Below are 15,978 nucleotides of genomic sequence, written 5' to 3'. Positions count from 1 at the left end.
CCGTTACCCGATGAGGGCTTGCTTGAGGCCTGCCGCCATCACGATCCAGACCACGAGAGCCGCGAGAGTGGATTTGAGCGCCGACCAGTCGGCCCGCATCAGCAACTGGCAAACAACCATGCTGTAGGCGGCCAGCGCAACCGAACCGAGGATCATCGAGCGAGCTTCGATCGCAACATAGTCGCCGCCATGCTTGAAGAAGGCGAGGCCGAGCGTGGCAAGCGCCACCGAGGGCGCCGCGCCGAACAATCCCGCGAAACTCTTGGGCCGCAGCACGTCGCCTATGACCGCGAACAGTGAGACCACAAGGCCGCCGATGATGAATCGCAATGCGTAATCCACGACGGCTCCTTGCTTCTCGCTTTTAGGACGTTGTCGGCATCAGCATGCTGGCGGCCATGCCGACGATGCAAAGAGCCATCGCGGCTGTTGACGCCCAGCCGAGCCAGTACAGCCAGCCTTCGACGACAAGCTTGCCCATCACGTCACGGCGCCTGACCAGCAGCATCAGCATGGTCATCACCGGCGCCGCCAGCACGCCATTGATGACCGCGCTCCAGTAGAGCGCCTTGATTGGATCGATGGGCGTGAAATTGAGCGCAACACCGAGGCCGACCGAGAGGGCAAGCACCGAATAGAAAGCCACCGCTTGCTTCGGTTTGCGCGCGAGACCAACCGGCCATTTGCGGCCTTCGCCGATGGCATAGGCGGTCGATCCGGCCAGCACCGGCACGGCGAGCAAACCCGTGCCAATGATGCCGAGCGCAAAAACCAGTTCGGCCAGCGGCCCCGCAATTGGCTTCAAGGCGGCGGCCGCCTGCGCCGATGACTGCACATCGGTCACCCCCTGCTGATGCAGCGTGGCGGCTGTCGTGATGATGATCGCGATCGCAATGATGTTCGAGAACGCCATGCCAATCATCGTGTCGAGCCGAATGCGCCAGAGCTCGCGCTCTTCGGTACGCGCGTCCTCCTTGAGCGGTTTCTTGTCAGGATGAATGCGCTGCTCCTCGGCTTCCTGCGAGGATTGCCAGATAAACAGGTACGGCGAGATCGTGGTGCCGAGGATGGCGACCAGCGTCGTCAGAAAGGCACCGCTCCACTCGACCTTCGGGATGAACAATCCCTTGAGCGCGTCAGCCCAGGGCACTTTGACGACTGCCAGCGCAACCACATAGGCAAAAAGCACCAGCGTCAGCCATTTGAGGATCGCGACATAGCGCTTGTAGGCGATGAAGATCTGCGCCAGTACCGAGACGACCGCGAAGGCAACGACATAGATGATCGCCGAGCCGCCAATCACCAGCTTCGCGGCATCCGCCATGGCGCCGAGATCGGCCGCAACATTGATTGTGTTGGCGACAAAGAGAAGACCGACGAGCGACCAGATCACCCAGTTGGGATAATTGCGGCAGACATTGCCGGCGATGCCGTGACCGGTCACCCTTCCGATCCGGCCCGAAATCTCCTGGATCGCTACCATTAATGGATAGCTGAGAAGCATCGTCCAGCCGATGCCAAAGCCGAGCTGCGCGCCCGCCTGGCTGTAGGTGCCGATGCCGGAGGGATCATCGTCCGATGCGCCCGTAATCAGTCCAGGACCGAGCCGTTTCAGAAGGCCATTCTTCTCATCCGGCTTTTTGTCATCCGGCGTTGTGGCCTCGGCTTTTGCCATGTGCTCCTCGGGATCAGGGCTGCGCGGCGTCCCGTTTGCCACGTCAAGAAGCAACGAGGACTTCTTCGGTCAGAATTCAACGCGCGATAGGGGGACGCCCGCTGCCGGGGTCGCGGCTCGCCAGCCTAATGGTGCCAGATCGCCAGCAGCAGAATGATCGGCAGCGGGATACCCAGCAACCACAACAATGCGCCTCGTCCAAAACCCATGGCTCTTTCCTCCAATTCTGTTCCATGCTTTCAACGCCACCGTCCGCCGCACAGTTCCTCGCTGGGAACGGTTTTCGCGGCCGTTGATTGAGAGACCGAGACGACCGGCTCCGCTTGCCAATCGCTATTTTATGGAGCTTGCGGCAGGTCAATCGGGAAAGGAGGTCAAAGCGATCGATGACAACACGCGTGCACCCTCTCCCCGCCGACACCGCGCTCGCGCGTGCGATCGCGCGTAACACCAGGCCCGTGCCCGAAGACATATCTTCGATCATCACTTGGGGAGCCGATGGACACGTCCTGACGGCGCTTGCCGTCGGATGGTGGCTCTGGTCGCGCTCCAAGCCGCTAGCGCAGCGACGGGCAAGCGACCATGTTCTTCTGACAACGCTTGCCGCGGTCGTGTTGCCTCATCTTTTGAAAACGCAGTTCGATCAGGTGCGGCCCGATCGCCGTACCATGCGCGGCCATCTGCATGGTATTCCGCTCTCGGGCAACGCGCTTGATGCGTTTCCCTCGGGTCACGCTGTGCATGTCGGCGCCCTTGCTTCCGCCGCAACGGAGTTGCCGCCAGCCAAGAGAAGCCTTGTCTGGGCCATTGGTGCCGTTCTCGTCTCGACGCGCATCGTTTTGCTCGCGCACTGGGCAAGCGACGTGATCGCGGGTCTGGCGATCGGCGCGGTCCTCGTGCGCCTGATGCGGCGGCTGACCGGCTTCGGAAGGTCGCGCTAGTCATGGGGCAACTGCTCTCACCGCCTGGCCCGCATGCCGTCCATCTCTGCATCGATATGCAAGGATTGTTCGCGCCCGGTGCTCCATGGGCAACGCCTTGGCTTGAGCGAGCGCTACCCGAGGCGGTCAGGCTGATTGCACACGCGCCGCAGCGTACCGTCTTCACGCGATTCATACCCGTCCGCAACAAGGCCGAGGCGCGCGGCGTCTGGAAGGCCTATTACGAGAAATGGGAATGCGTAACACGTGATAGGATCGATCCGGCGCTGCTGGAGCTGATGCCGGCCCTGCTACGCTTCGTGCCGCCTGCCACTGTCATCGACCGCCAAACCTACTGCGCTTTCGCCAATGGGCGGCTGCAAGGCTTCCTTGATGGGCATCAGGTGGATACGCTGATCGTTTCCGGCGGCGAGACTGATGTTTGTGTGCTGGCCACCGTGCTTGCTGCGGTCGATATTGGCTACCGCGTGATCCTTGCCGAAGACGCGCTATGCAGCTCATCCGATGAGAGCCACGACGCGCTGATCGAGCTCTATACCAAGCGCTTCAGCCTGCAGATCGAGGTGGCATCGGTGGACCGCATTCTAGCGAGTTGGGGGGTCAATGACTGAGCGCGTAGGATGATGGAACTTCTAGGGCGCGCTTAACATAGGTTAGACTTGTGCTTGCAAAGCAAACACTTCGATCAACGGGCTTGAATTGAAGCCGATCACATGGCCCGATGGGTGGGCGTTCCGCCAATCAGGATCGAAACTGTGAGCCGTACCAAAAGGCGCCTTTACCAATTGCTTCTCGCCGCCGCGCTGCTGGCGGCGGGGCAGCGGCCGCCCAGGAAAACAAGAAGACCGACGACGATAAGCCGGCCGATCCCGATACGGGCGAAAGTACCGTGGAGGAAAAGACGCTGGGTCTCCTTCCCAACCCTTTCCAAAAATACGGCGTCAAATTCGCAGCCACCTATATCGGCGAAGTGCTGGGCAGCCCTTCCGGCGGACTGAAACAGGGTTCGGTCTACGAAGGTCGGTTGAACCTCGCCGTGGACCTAGACCTGCAAAAGCTCGCCGGCCTCGATCAGCTGACATTCCATGCCACATGTTCCAAATCCATGGCGGCGGGTTGTCGCGCGGCAGTCTACAGAATTACTTTGTGGTCAGCGGGATCGAGGCGTTGCCGTCCACGCGTCTTTACGAGGCGTATTTTGAAAAGCAGTGGGGCAACAAGAAAGTCTCAATCAAAGTGGGGCAACTCGCGGCCGACAGCGAGTTCTTCAATACCAAATACACCGACGTGCTGACAAACGCCTCGATGGGCTGGCCGGCTATCACCTCGCTTGATCTGCCAAGCGGCGGTCCGTCGCCTCCCTTGGCTGCCATGGGGGCCCGGCTTCTGGTGAATGTCACTGAGCAGTTGTCCGTTCTTGGCGGCATCTTCGATGGCGATCAGGCTGGGCCCGGCCCCGCGGATCCGCAGGAGCGTAACCGCTATGGCGTCAACTTCCGCGTCAACGATCCGCCCCTCCTGCTCGGCCAGATCCAGTATGCCTGGAATAACACAAAGGGCGATCCGAACCCGGCCGGCTAGATCAAGTTTGGCGGCTGGCTTGGGTCATTCGCCGATCAGAGATTGGCGTCCAATGGCGTCTCACTCGCTTCACCCGTTAGCAGCGGCGAACCTCTGCTCTTGCCCGGTGATGTCGGCGGCTGGATGGTATTCGAGCAGAAGCTCTATCGTGTGCCGAAAAGCGACGACCGTGGCATTGGCATCTTTGCGCGTATCTCGGGTGCGCCTGCCGACCGCAATCTTATTGATCGCTACGCCGACGCCGGCATCGAATTCATCGGACTCGACGACCGCCGTCCCGACGACAAGTTCGGAATTGCAGCCGGCTACGCACATGTATCGAAGCGCGCACAGGCGCTCGATGCGGATTATCGCACATTTGTCGATCCATCCTGGCCGATGCGAAGTTTTGAAGGCCTTCTGACGGCCGTGTATCAATATCAGATCGGGGACGGGTGGACGTTACAGCCCAATCTTCAATACCTCATCCATCCGGGTGGAGGTGCCACCAGCCCTTCCAGTGCAATGCCCGGCAAGGCGCTTCACAATGCGACAGTGCTTGGCCTGCGAACGACCCTGAAGTTTTGAGCCATATGCCTGGAAACTTGGCGCCACGCGTAGCAGGGAACGTCGCGACGGCCCGAATGACGCGTGACTGCGCAGTGCCTGAATATTGCCCCGTTACTTCTTTTTCTTGGGGACTTTCTTGCCTTTTTTGCGGGCCTTGGAGAGGCCAATCGCGATTGCCTGCTTCTTGCTTTTCACCTTGCCGCCCTTTCCACCACGGCCGCTTTTGGCGGTCCCCTTCTTGTACCGTCGCATCTCGCTCTTGACGTCCGAGCCCGAGCTCTTCGAGGTGCGACGCTTCTTCTTTGCTTTCTTTGCGATGGGTTTCTTCCTTTCCGTGTTCGGATAACGACAGACGTTGTCAAGTCGGGCTGTCACCACCCCCACCGACCATCCAATCCTCGATGCCTTCGTCGTCTTCCTCAGTACTCAGCCGCCAACTGCGTCGGCGGAATCGGTCGGACATCTGTTGCTTCAGCTGAGTTCTGGTGCGGCGCATCGATCAAGGGTTCTCCACGCCATCAACCATGCAACATCTGGCGGCGTTCCTATGCGGTAAATACTATTCAGCGCGTGCCAGGTCGGATGCGCGGAGCTGTACCTTGGAATTTGCCCGCGCCATCGAAATGTGTCGCCACACAGCTTAGCCGCGCGACGGATCAGCAAGATACACGTTCTAGTCCCCAGTGATGAGTGCAATGGCTATGGACTGAGAGTGCAGCTCAGCGGGCCAGCCGTTTGATGGCCTTGGTCGCACGGTTTGGCCCATGCCAGCCGAGAAACTTCAGATCCTTGTTCTCCAGGGCATTCGTTGCCCGGAAGAACTGTTCGAGATCATCGCGCGCATGCGATGGAAGATTGCGGATATCCATGAGATCCGTTTCGAGCGGTGACCGGTCCGGTACCGCAAAAATGCGGTCGTTTCGCTCGCTCTTTCCCTTTTTCTTCTGCTCGACTTCGAGAATGCCGATCGGCCGGCAGCGTAGCACAACACCGGGATAGGTTTGCGCGTCGTGCAGGATCAGCACATCCAGTGGATCGCCATCCTCGGCCTTGGTCGAGGGAATGAAACCCCAATCGTAGGGATAGGTCAGGCCCGCCATCAACGGCTTCGCAAGAGCAAAAGCACCGAGCTTAGGATCGAATTCGAGCTTGCACGAACTGCCGCGCGGCGTTTCGACCACGGCGAAGATGTTGTTATCGTCAGCCCAACTCGGCAGTTTTGTCAGATTGGTCATGACGGATGACTTGGCCTCGAAAGGAGTAGCAGGCCCGATGGAAAACGATCCGTCGGGCCCTGCCGGATCATGCGGCGGTGGAGGCCTTCTTGTTGACGCCCTTGCGCAACGCGACTGTGTTGAGCTTGGTGTTCGCCGCCTTCTCTTCGTTGAGGTTCGTCGTCAGGAAGCGCACGATGTCGTCGTGGCCGAGCTCTTCCGCCCAAGCGATCAAGGTGCCATAGCGGCAAATCTCGTAGTGCTCGACGGCCTGCGCGTTGGCTACGATCGCCACATCCAGCACCGTCTTGTCTTCGATCTCGCCGGCCGTTTCGTCGGCTTCCTTGATGATGCCGTCGATGGCCGGGCATTGCGTGCCGCTTGGCGATTGGCCGAGTTTCTCGAAGACCTTCTCAAGCCGTTCGATCTGCTTGTTGGTTTCCTCGAGATGATTTTTAAGGCCAGTGGCCAGATCACGGTTGGTGGCCTTGTCGATCATTTTCGGCAAGGCCTTGGTGATCTGCTGTTCGGCATAATAGATGTCCTGCAAGCCATGCAGCAGCAGGTCGTCCATCGTCTTGATGTCTTTGGTGAATAGTCCCATGGCTTACTCCTTGCTCCAAAGCGGGGGAAACGCACGCTCAGCGTGCCGGTTCCTATGCGACAACGCCGCAGCCGGCCGGGAAGATGATGACATGGCGTATTGCGCGTCCGCAGGAACTCGCGCGAACAGGCCGCGTTTTGCCTCTTTGGGTGGAGTTCAACATGGTCAGCACCTCGCTCTGGACGGAGACCGAGATCCTGCCGGAGGCGGGGGCGCTTGGAGGTGATGTGCACTGCGATGCCGCCGTGGTCGGCTCCGGCATCGCCGGGCTCTCGACGGCGCACGAACTCATGAAGCGCGGCCGGTCAGTCGTCGTCATTGATCGCAAAGGCATCGCAAGCGGTATGACGGCGCGCACGGTCGGCGCACCTTGCGCCGCTTTGTGATGATCTGATGAGCGAATTCAAGAAGCTGCGCGGCGCCGATGCCGCCAAGCTGTTCTACGAAAGCCAGGCCGCCGCCGTCGATCGCATTGAGGACATCCAGGCCAGCGAGAGGATCGCGTGCGATTTCCTCCGTCTTGACGGCTATCTGTTTCAAGGCAACGGCATGCCGGCCGATATATTCGATGCGGAGCTGGAAGCGGTGCGCGAGGTCGGCGCTCCCGTTCATCGGCTGGTCGGCGTGCCGCTCAAAGGCTGCGAGAACCGGCATGTCCTTCGATATCCACGCCAAGCAAAATTCCACCCCCTTAAATATCTCGCCGGACTTGCGGCCGTTTGCGAGAGCGGCGGCGTTCGTTTCTTTGCCAACAGTCCAGTGGAAGAAGTTGCCGAGCAGGACGGCGCCGTCACGCTGCGAACATCGCAAGGGCAGGTCACGGCCAGCCACGCCGTGATCGCGACCAACGCATCCATCGCCGATCGGTTTCAACTGCACACGAAGGTGGCTCCCTATCGCACGTATGTCGTCGCTTTCGACATTGAACGGGGCGAACTTCCCGATGCGCTCTATTGGGACACCGAAGATCCCTACCACTATGTACGGCTGCAAACCGGCCCAGACGATCATGATTTCGTCCTTGTCGGCGGCGAAGACCATAAAAGCGGCGAGGCCAACGACGCCGACAAACGCTTTGCCCGGCTGGAAAGCTGGGCACGCGACCTGATCCCGGCTTTGGGCCGCATCACCCATCGTTGGTCGGGTCAGGTTCTCGATACGATCGACTATGCCGGCTTCATCGGCCGCGAGCCCGGCAGCGAGCGCATCTACCTCGCGATGGGAGATTCAGGCCAGGGTCTGACCCATGGCGTGATGGGCGCGATGCTGAACACGGCGCTCATTCTGGGCGAAGATCATCCCTGGAAGCCCGTCTATGCGCCGGATCGCAAGCCGCTCGCAGCGGCGCGGAACTTCCTACGCGAGAACATGACGATCCTGCAAAATCTCGCGGAATATGTGGCACCGGGTGAAATCGCTTCCCTCGAAGAGCTTGAGCCGGGTGATGGCGCTATCCTGCGGCGGAGACTCGAAAAGATCGCCGCCTACAAGGACAAGGCCGGCGAACTGCATCTTCATTCGGCCAGTTATCGGCTGTCATCTGCACTGGAACAGCTTTGAGAGCTGCTGGGACTGCCCGTGCCACGGTTCGATCTTTGCCCCCAACGGACAGCCGATCAATGCACCGGCCGTGTCGGCCTTGCGCCCGGTGAAGGTCTAGCGGGTCAAGGCACCTGGGAGCGTTCTATCTTCAAAGACGATGACATCGAGCAGGACGATCTGCGCAGCCCGCGTACACCGTGGGCCGTCCTGCCACCGCAGCCGATTGAGCCGATCGCTGACAGCTTTCGATGCGAGGTGTTGATCATCGGCGCCGGCATAACCGGTGCGCTGGTGGCCGAGCGCCTGACACGGCAAGGCCGAAAGGTTGTCATTATCGATCGCGAGCTTCCGAGTCTCGGCAGCACGGTCGCCAGCACCGCGATGCTGCTCTGGGAGATCGACCGGCCGCTGTTTGCACTTGCGCAGCTCTATGGCTTCGAGAAAGCGGTGCGTTGCTATCGGGCCAGTCACGATGCCGCGCGAGGCCTGCTGTCCCTGGTCAAGCAGCATGGAATTGCCTGCCAGATGCGGTCCCGTCTTTCGCTATATCTCGCCGTCGATGACAGTCCGAAGCTTGTTCAGGATGAATATGCGCTGAGGAGCCGCGCCGATCTGCCATCCCGCTATCTCGATCATGCTGCGCTGCTGAAGCGCTTCAGGATCGCGCGGGCGGGCGCCCTTTTGTCAAGGGACGCGGCTGATGCCGATCCCGTGCTGCTCACGCATGGCCTGCTCGATATCTCCGTCCAGCGCGGTGCACGCCTTCTCAAGGCCAATGCGGTTGCCTTTGATAGCGCGGCCCGAAGCGTAACCGTCGGCCTCGAAAACGGGCTTTCGATCGAGGCGCGCCATGTCGTGCTCGCGACTGGCTACGTGGTACCCGACATCGTGAAGCTCAAAGCCCGACCACCCTCCAGTTGGGCTATCGCGACCCGGCGGCAGCCAGGCAATCTGTGGCCCGAACAGGCGCTGATCTGGGAAGCGAGCCGGGACTATCATTACCGCTAATGGCCGCATCATCCTTGGTGGCGAGGATGATCATGCGCTGATTGAGCCTGACGCTCGTAATGACGCCACGCCGGCAAAGGTTGCGGCGCTCAAGGATTATCTGAAGGCCCTTTGGCCGCAGGCCTCGGACCGGGTCGACTTCACCTGGTCGGGCGCTTTCGATACCACCCAAGACGGCCTGCCGTTAATCGGCGCGGTGCCCGGCTGCAAGAATATCTTCGCCGCCTTTGGCTATGGCGGCAACGGGATTACCTTTAGCTTCCTCGCGGCGGAACTTCTGGCTGCGTTGCTTGCCGGAGGCTCTTCGCCCCTGCTCGATGATCTTGCGATTGACCGCGATATTCCTGGCTAACGGCGCGCGATCAGGCAGCCTAGCATGAAGGCGACGAGTAGCGAGGGCAGCGGGGCCTCTCGCACCACGTCGCGCAGAAAGGCGGGCGCCTGGCCCGGCGGCTGCCCTTCTTCCAAGCTTTGCCGCACCGTGCGGGCGGTCTCACGCACGCCTTCCGAAACGTCCTTCACTTTTGCCAAGGCGTCTTCGCTGTCCATCTGATCCTCCTCCGGCATATCCAACAAGCCAAGCTCATGGATGCCCAGTCGTTCCTCCACCGTTCTGTCCTTCACCATGAAGCTGTTGTGGTGAAGTGAACCATCGCCGGAAGCTTGCTTCGGCGCCTGAGACGAAGGACGGAGAGCAAGCCCCAACGACTCCGCTTATCGTGGCGTAATGGTCTGTCCTCGCGTGTGCCGTACGGAAGACCCGATTTAGGAACTTCTGGTCTCGGCCGGGCGTTTAGGCATGTTTCGCGGAGTCGGGAACCAACCGGCCAAGGCGACCCAGGGGCAGGAAAAACAATGGTGCCGCACCCCTCTTGGTCCTGGCGCGGGGGATGAGGCCTATGAATATTCAGGAGACGGCGGTCGATCTTGACAGTCTCGAGCCGCTCGCAGAGCTCGGTTTGCAAAGCCCGTCACCCGGTTTCCTCGCGCAGCTTCCCATCGCGATCCACGCCTGTGACGCGGAGGGTCGCATTCTTTGGTTCAATTCACGCGCGGCGGACTTGTGGGGCCGCGCACCGCGGGTTGGTGATGATAGCGAACTCTTCTGCGGCTCCTACAAGCTCTTCCTTGATGGACGGCCGATCTCGCGCGAGCTGACGCCAACGGCCGAAGTGCTGCGGACCGGAACTCCGGTCCGTGGCCTCGAAGGTCGCTTGGAAAGGCCCGATGGCTCACACGTCTGGGTCACCATCCATATTGCGCCGGTCTTCGATGAGGACGGTGTCCTGGCCGGGGCCATCAACTGCTTTCACGAGCGCATCGGCGGCCGACTCGAAATGTCCGACGCCCGTTCCGACGACTGGATGCGGGCCCGCGACGAACGACTTGCCGCCACCTATGAGCATGTCGGCGCCGGCATCGTCGAAATCGATCGCGACGGCCGCATGCTACGGGTCAACCAGCAGCTTTGCCGGCTGACCGGATATACGGCTTCCGAGCTTTTGGGACGAACGATCTTCGAGGAGACGCTGCCCGAAGATATTGCCGAGGACCGCGCGCAATTCAGCCGCCAGATCGCGGGCGAATTCGATCGCTACAGCATTGAGAAACGAATTTATTGCAAGGATGGCGGACATATCTGGGCGGCCGTCACGTCATCGAGCATTCGTGACGCGGCCGGCAAGTTTCTTTACGCCGTCCGTGTGCAGCACGATATTACGGACCGCAAGCGCGCCGAACAGGCGCTCGCTTGGCGCATGGAAGAGCAAGCCGCCTTGTTCGCTTTCTCGGAGCGACTTCAGCACTGCCAATCGGCCGAGCAAATACACCAGGCCGCGCTTGATGCCATCACGCGCGCGCTGGGCTGTACGCGGGCCTCGATCCTACTCTATGACCAGGCCGACATCATGCGGTTCGCGGCTTGGCGCGACCTTTCGGAAGCCTACCGAAAGGCGGTGGAAGGACATTCCCCGTGGGACCGCAATGAGACAAGGCCGGCGCCTGTTTGCATCGAAGACGTTGCCCGCAGCGACCTGCCGGATGATCTGAAACAGACAATCCTCAACGAAGGCATTCAAGCCACGGCCTTTACGCCCATTGTCCAGGATGGCCGGCTTGCCGGCAAGTTCATGGCCTACCATGGTGAGCCCCATCACTTCACGCCATCCGAGCTCGATACGGCGCTCACGCTGGCACGCCTGCTCGGCTTTGCCCTTGCGCGCCTTGCCGGCGATGAGGCCCGCCGCCTGGCCGAGCGCGATGCCCAGCAGCTGGCGGCCATCGTTGAATCGTCAGCCGATGCCATCGTCAGTAAGAATCTCGATGGCATTATTCAGACTTGGAATGACGGTGCTCGGCGTCTGTTCGGCTACAGCCGAGATGAGGCTGTCGGCCGATCGATCACGATGCTTATCCCGTCCGACCGGCAGGATGAGGAGCCGCGCATTCTGGCCAAGATCAAAGCCGGCGAGCGGGTGGATCATTTCGAGACCGTGCGTCGCCGCAAGGATGGCAGTCTGGTCGACATTTCGCTGACAATCTCGCCGATCCGCGATCGCATGGGTCGCGTCCTTGGCGCCTCGAAGATCGCCCGCGATATCACTGAGCGCAAGCTTGCCGAAAGGAGATTGCGGGAGAGCGAACAGCGGTTGCAGGAATTGCTCGACGCGATCCCGGCCGCCATCTACACGACCGACGCCGACGGAAAGATCACCTATTTCAACCAGACTGCCGTCGAATTCGCCGGCCGGACACCGTTGCTCGGCAGCGACGAATGGTGCGTGACCTGGAAGCTCTATCTCCCCGACGGCACGCCGTTGCCGCATGACCACTGCCCGATGGCCGTCGCCCTCAAGGAAGGCCGTCCGGTGCGCGGGGTCGAGGCTATTGCCGAGCGGCCGGATGGCACACGCGTTCCGTTCATCCCGTTCCCGACGCCCCTGTTCGATGCATCCGGCCGGGTCACCGGCGCCATCAACATGCTGGTCGATTTGAGCGAGCGAAAGCAGGCAGAGACCCAGCAGCGCCTGCTACTCAATGAGCTCAATCACCGCACCAAGAACAACATGCAGATGCTCCAGGGGCTCCTGTACACGGCGGCCCGCAGCGCCCGGAGCGAGGAGGCCCGACGTGTGCTCGACGATGCCTGTAGCCGGATTGCCGCCATGGCCGCTGCCCAGCGTGTTCTCTATGGCACCACCGACGCGACCAGCTTCGCGGCGGATGAGTTTCTTGGCGCAGTGGTCGAAACGATCCAGCAGACGCTGCCAGCGAGAATCAAGATCACGCGTACGCAGGCAACCGGTGCTCTGTCCAATGATATTGCCATGCCGCTCGCCCTGATCCTCAATGAATTGCTGACCAACGCAGCCAAGCACGGGATCAGCGATCCGGCCGCTGACAGTATTCGCGTCAGCCTTGTTGAGCATGATGGACAGTTCGAGCTTCATATCGAGGATGACGGGCCCGGATTTGACTTGAATGCAGTGCGACAAACGTCGTCGGGCCTGCGTCTGATACTTGGCCTTGCCCGCCAGCTCCATGCCGAGTTTACCGTGAGCCGATTGCCTTCGCGCGCTACGCTTCGTTTCGGCGCATCGCGAGGTCCATGATGACACAGGCGAGCATGTCCGAAAGCCATGAGCTGGCCGATCCGACCGATCGTTCGCCTGATAATAAAGTGGCGCCCGCCGCCGACGAACCGAACGATCACGTTGATCAGTCCCGCGCGGTCCTGATCGTCGAAGACGATTTTCTGATCGCCATGCAGGCTGAAGCCGCGTTGCTCGATGCTGGCTTTCGGGTGACCGGCATTGCAACCACCGCCGAGGAAGCCTTGACGATGGCAAAGGAACAGAAGCCGGCCCTTGCTATCATGGATATACGTCTGGCCGGCCGACGCGACGGCGTTGAGGCGGCCGGTGATCTCTTTCGCGAGCTCGGCTTGCGCTGCGTCTTCGCTACGGCCCATGATGATCTTTTGACCCGCACGCGGGCCGAGCCGTTCGCGCCGCTTGGTTGGCTCTCGAAGCCTTATACCATGGCTTCCCTGACGAGCGTGGTCCGTGCATCGTTGGCGCGGCCAGCCTAGCTTCTGCGCGTCCAGCGTCGATGCCGCGACACTTCAGTAGATAGGAACAACCGCAGCGCCTGGCTGTTCGGGAGTCATCTCCCTTCAAGCCCGAGGCTCTTCCATGTATCACCACGTCAAGAAGTTGATGTTCACCGTCCGCGTCGATGAGCCGGACCCGCGCTTTGGCAATATGCTTCTTGAACAGTTCGGCGGCGCCAACGGCGAACTTGCAGCCGCGATGCAGTATTCGATCCAGGGCCTCAATTGCGAGGACCCCGATCGCAAGGACCTCCTGATGGATATCGGCACCGAAGAGCTGAGCCATCTGGAAGTCGTCGGTACGCTGGCCCGCATGCATCTCAAGCCGGCGAAGTTTGATCGCCAGGCGGCCGAGGCCGATCCGCTGATCGCGATCGCGGGTGGGGGCGGCGTCAACCTCTTCAATTCGCAAGGCAATGCCTGGACCGCCGATTACCTGAAGATCACGGGCGAACTGGACGTGGATCTGCGCAGCAATATCGCCGCCGAAGCGCGGGCGAAGATCGTCTACGAGCGCCTGATCAACTTTACTGACGACGCCGGCACTAAGGACGCTTTGCAGTTCCTCATGACCCGCGAAATCACCCATATGAAGGCATTCTCGCTCGCCCTCGAGAGCATGAGCAAGCCGGCCTTCAGCATTGGCCGCATCGCGCCTACACCGGGTCTCGTCGACCAGTTCTTCAACGACTCCACGGGCACTGGCGATCATGGTGAGATCGACACCCGCGGGCCCTGGAACGAGGGCGGCGAATGGGTCTTTACGGAATCGCCGGCCATTCAGGCCGGGGAACCAGGACCCGCGTCGGCTATCGTCACCGAAAGCTCACCGCCGGTCGACGAGGCCGGTCTTGGCGACCTGCTGATCGACGAGCTCCGCGACATCCTTCACGCCGAAAAGCAGTTGACGAAGGCGCTTCCCAAGATGGCGGAAGCGGCGCGGTTCGACCAGTTGCGTGAGCTGTTCGAGCTGCATCTCGGCGAGACCGAAACCCAGATCGAGCGCATCAATGAATGCTTTGAGTTGCTCGGCAAGTCCGCGCGCGCCAAGCCCTGCAAGGGCATGATGGGTCTTGTCGAAGAAGGTCAGGAAGTCATGACCGAGGGCGAGGAGAAGGAAGACGCCGCGGCCGACCTCGCCCTGATCGGCGCGGCGCAGCGGGTCGAGCATTATGAGATTGCCGGCTACACGACAGCGCGCAACCTCGCCCAGCAGCTACGCCATAGCGCCGTGGTCAGCCTCCTATCGAAGTCACTGGCAGAGGAGGAAAACGCTGACCAATTGCTCAACCAAGTCGCGCGGTCCCTGATGTCCGTCGCCAAGATGCCGGCCGCCGTCGAACAGACCGAACAGTAGGCGGATGAGGGCGGTCCCGGGCAATGCCACTGTAACTGCGTGCGTCAGCCGCCGTGCCTTGCTGTAGTCGGAGGCGTTGCTGATGTCGTCCATCGTCGCTCGGCATGACGAGCAGGACATCTATCTCGTTGAAGACGATCGTGGCGCCTCGGGCCCTGTTTGGTGCGAGGCGCCCGTCCTTGGCAACGACTTCGAAGCCGTTGTGATCGATCTGCTGGAGGGAAACTATCAATGCCCGCGCCGGGTCTCGGTCTTCAATATCGCTCAAGGCTGGGTGCGCGATGCGTCGGCCGAGGTGGTTCACGAATTGCGGCGGCGCTGCGATCTCCAGCTCCGCGATATACCGGAGGCATTGCACGCTTTTACCGACCGCTATGAAGGACGCTTCGCGGACGTGCAATTGCCGTTGCCAATACCAATAGGAATTTAGGCCTTCCACACACGCCATGACACAACCTGTCGCCCCTGCGACCTTTCTAGGCCTTCCTGCGGCCGCGCCCGACATGGTCTCAAGCGCGGATGTCGTGATCTTTGGTGCGCCGGACGCGACGCCGCATGTTCCGGGCGCGACCAGCCATGCCGCACGGGCTCCTTCGGCTCTACGGGAAAGTACCCGGCAAATTGCGCGTGATCCCTTGCGGTGGGATTTCGATCAGGACGGCCCTTTGATCCCGGAAGGATTGCGGGCGGTTGATCTTGGCGACCTTCCAACCGATCCGGCAACACCGCAGAAGAACCGCTCGCTGATCACATCCACAACCGCGAGCATTCTGAAGGCGGGCGCCGTGCCCCTGCTGCTCGGCGGGGATGACTCGGTTCCCATTCCATTCTTCGCGGGGTTCGAGCGGTTTGGCCCCGTCACCATCCTGCAAATCGATGCGCATCTCGACTGGCGTGACGAACGGGATGGCCTCAAGCATACATTCTCCAGTACCATGCGCCGCGCCAGCGAAATGTCGTGCGTGAAGCAGATCATTCAGGTTGGACAGCGCGGCATTGGTGGTTCGCGGGAACGGGATCTTGCCGACGCCCAAGCTTGGGGCGTGACACTATTCAGTGCGGCGACCGTGCGCCGACACGGCGTGCAGCCGGTCATCGACCACATCACGCCGGGCAGCCACTGCATCGTCACCCTCGATTGCGACGGGCTCGACCCGGCTGTCATTCCAGCAGTGCTGGTCCCACAGCCGGGCGGTCTCGGCTATCTCGATATCGTCGAGCTGTTGCATGGCGTCACGCAGCGGGCGCGGATCGTTGGTTTTGATCTCGTGGAACTGGTGCCGGATGCGGATGTACGAGGCCTGGGCGTGCTAGCCGCCTCACGCATTCTCTGCGTTGCCCTCGGATGCATGGCGCGACAGCGATCCGCTATGAGGGGAACGGATCAATGACAGCT

Annotated in this window: 12 protein-coding genes and 4 pseudogenes; 10 read left to right on the top strand and 6 right to left on the bottom strand. The window is 61.0% G+C overall.

Annotated features, from left to right (window positions below; genetic code table 11):
* Positions 1-3: 3 nt before the first annotated feature.
* Positions 4-342: a DUF3147 family protein gene (locus BRAGE_RS0134945; RefSeq protein ID WP_027561375.1), complete on the bottom strand. Its 339-nt coding sequence runs from the start codon at positions 340-342 to the stop codon at positions 4-6.
* Positions 343-364: 22 nt separating this feature from the next.
* On the bottom strand, positions 365-1,675 hold the full coding sequence (locus BRAGE_RS0134940) for an Nramp family divalent metal transporter (RefSeq protein ID WP_051378250.1): 1,311 nt from the start codon (positions 1,673-1,675) through the stop codon (positions 365-367).
* A gap of 323 nt (positions 1,676-1,998) precedes the next feature.
* On the opposite strand from BRAGE_RS0134940, the gene BRAGE_RS0134930 reads away from it, so the two are divergent.
* From BRAGE_RS0134930 to BRAGE_RS50765, 3 genes and pseudogenes are all read left to right on the top strand, one after another.
* Entirely contained in the window at positions 1,999-2,616 is a 618-nt protein-coding gene (locus BRAGE_RS0134930; RefSeq protein ID WP_231164186.1) for a phosphatase PAP2 family protein, read from the top strand.
* Positions 2,617-2,618: 2 nt separating this feature from the next.
* Entirely contained in the window at positions 2,619-3,227 is a 609-nt protein-coding gene (locus tag BRAGE_RS0134925) for a cysteine hydrolase (protein ID WP_027561372.1), read from the top strand.
* A 481-nt stretch (positions 3,228-3,708) separates the two neighbouring features.
* Positions 3,709-4,764 (top strand): annotated as a pseudogene (locus BRAGE_RS50765) (carbohydrate porin).
* Positions 4,765-4,866: 102 nt separating this feature from the next.
* On the opposite strand, the pseudogene BRAGE_RS0134915 reads toward BRAGE_RS50765, so the two are convergent.
* From BRAGE_RS0134915 to BRAGE_RS0134905, 3 genes and pseudogenes are all read right to left on the bottom strand, one after another.
* A pseudogene (locus BRAGE_RS0134915) lies at positions 4,867-5,064 on the bottom strand (DUF6496 domain-containing protein); the annotation flags it as partial.
* 401 nt (positions 5,065-5,465) lie between these two features.
* A complete protein-coding gene (locus BRAGE_RS0134910) occupies positions 5,466-5,981 on the bottom strand; it encodes an inorganic diphosphatase (RefSeq protein ID WP_027561371.1) in 516 nt (171 codons plus the stop codon).
* Between the two features lie 67 nt (positions 5,982-6,048).
* Positions 6,049-6,564 (bottom strand): ferritin-like domain-containing protein, encoded by a 516-nt coding sequence (locus BRAGE_RS0134905; protein ID WP_027561370.1) that lies wholly within the window; start codon positions 6,562-6,564, stop codon positions 6,049-6,051.
* Positions 6,565-6,725: 161 nt separating this feature from the next.
* Here BRAGE_RS0134905 and BRAGE_RS50760 point away from each other — a divergent pair.
* A pseudogene (locus BRAGE_RS50760) lies at positions 6,726-8,224 on the top strand (FAD-dependent oxidoreductase).
* Between the two features lie 137 nt (positions 8,225-8,361).
* Positions 8,362-9,466 (top strand): annotated as a pseudogene (locus BRAGE_RS58095) (NAD(P)/FAD-dependent oxidoreductase).
* Here BRAGE_RS58095 and BRAGE_RS0134890 read toward each other — a convergent pair.
* Positions 9,463-9,741 (bottom strand): hypothetical protein, encoded by a 279-nt coding sequence (locus BRAGE_RS0134890; RefSeq protein ID WP_084334580.1) that lies wholly within the window; start codon positions 9,739-9,741, stop codon positions 9,463-9,465. The pseudogene BRAGE_RS58095 and the gene BRAGE_RS0134890 sit on opposite strands and share 4 nt — an antisense overlap.
* 272 nt (positions 9,742-10,013) lie before the next feature.
* On the opposite strand from BRAGE_RS0134890, the gene BRAGE_RS0134885 reads away from it, so the two are divergent.
* The 5 genes from BRAGE_RS0134885 to BRAGE_RS0134865 all read left to right on the top strand — a co-directional run bounded on the left by BRAGE_RS0134885 (position 10,014) and on the right by BRAGE_RS0134865 (position 15,973).
* Positions 10,014-12,725 carry a PAS domain S-box protein gene (locus tag BRAGE_RS0134885; protein ID WP_027561368.1) on the top strand — a complete coding sequence of 904 codons (2,712 nt, stop codon included), beginning with the start codon at positions 10,014-10,016 and terminating at the stop codon, positions 12,723-12,725.
* Positions 12,722-13,204, top strand: coding sequence for a response regulator (locus BRAGE_RS0134880; protein ID WP_231164188.1), 483 nt, complete (start codon positions 12,722-12,724; stop codon positions 13,202-13,204). The genes BRAGE_RS0134885 and BRAGE_RS0134880 overlap by 4 nt, the downstream gene beginning before the upstream one ends.
* Before the next feature lie 103 nt (positions 13,205-13,307).
* The gene (locus tag BRAGE_RS0134875) at positions 13,308-14,582 is read left to right on the top strand and encodes a DUF892 family protein (protein WP_027561366.1); all 1,275 of its coding nucleotides are present in this window, start codon (positions 13,308-13,310) and stop codon (positions 14,580-14,582) included.
* 82 nt (positions 14,583-14,664) lie between these two features.
* Positions 14,665-15,012, top strand: a complete 348-nt coding sequence (locus tag BRAGE_RS0134870) for a hypothetical protein (protein WP_035730426.1) — start codon at positions 14,665-14,667, stop codon at positions 15,010-15,012.
* 16 nt (positions 15,013-15,028) lie between these two features.
* Positions 15,029-15,973, top strand: a complete 945-nt coding sequence (locus BRAGE_RS0134865) for an arginase family protein (RefSeq protein WP_027561364.1) — start codon at positions 15,029-15,031, stop codon at positions 15,971-15,973.
* The last annotated feature ends 5 nt before the right edge of the window (positions 15,974-15,978 follow it).

Source organism: Bradyrhizobium genosp. SA-4 str. CB756 (assembly GCF_000473125.1).
GTDB lineage: Bacteria > Pseudomonadota > Alphaproteobacteria > Rhizobiales > Xanthobacteraceae > Bradyrhizobium > Bradyrhizobium arachidis.
Note: the sequence above shows the minus strand (reverse complement) of the source record. Positions and strands in the feature narration are given on the sequence as shown.

What these genes read in the sequence shown, in the direction of transcription:
- BRAGE_RS0134875 (WP_027561366.1), top strand. Translation starts at nt 13,308, where the DNA reads ATGTATCACCACGTCAAGAAGTTGATGTTCACCGTCCGCGTCGATGAG.
- BRAGE_RS0134870 (WP_035730426.1), top strand. Translation starts at nt 14,665, where the DNA reads ATGTCGTCCATCGTCGCTCGGCATGACGAGCAGGACATCTATCTCGTT.
- BRAGE_RS0134885 (WP_027561368.1), top strand. Translation starts at nt 10,014, where the DNA reads ATGAATATTCAGGAGACGGCGGTCGATCTTGACAGTCTCGAGCCGCTC.
- BRAGE_RS0134905 (WP_027561370.1), bottom strand. Translation starts at nt 6,564, where the DNA reads ATGGGACTATTCACCAAAGACATCAAGACGATGGACGACCTGCTGCTG.
- BRAGE_RS0134925 (WP_027561372.1), top strand. Translation starts at nt 2,619, where the DNA reads ATGGGGCAACTGCTCTCACCGCCTGGCCCGCATGCCGTCCATCTCTGC.
- BRAGE_RS0134940 (WP_051378250.1), bottom strand. Translation starts at nt 1,675, where the DNA reads ATGGCAAAAGCCGAGGCCACAACGCCGGATGACAAAAAGCCGGATGAG.
- BRAGE_RS0134865 (WP_027561364.1), top strand. Translation starts at nt 15,029, where the DNA reads ATGACACAACCTGTCGCCCCTGCGACCTTTCTAGGCCTTCCTGCGGCC.
- BRAGE_RS0134890 (WP_084334580.1), bottom strand. Translation starts at nt 9,741, where the DNA reads ATGGTGAAGGACAGAACGGTGGAGGAACGACTGGGCATCCATGAGCTT.
- BRAGE_RS0134880 (WP_231164188.1), top strand. Translation starts at nt 12,722, where the DNA reads ATGATGACACAGGCGAGCATGTCCGAAAGCCATGAGCTGGCCGATCCG.
- BRAGE_RS0134910 (WP_027561371.1), bottom strand. Translation starts at nt 5,981, where the DNA reads ATGACCAATCTGACAAAACTGCCGAGTTGGGCTGACGATAACAACATC.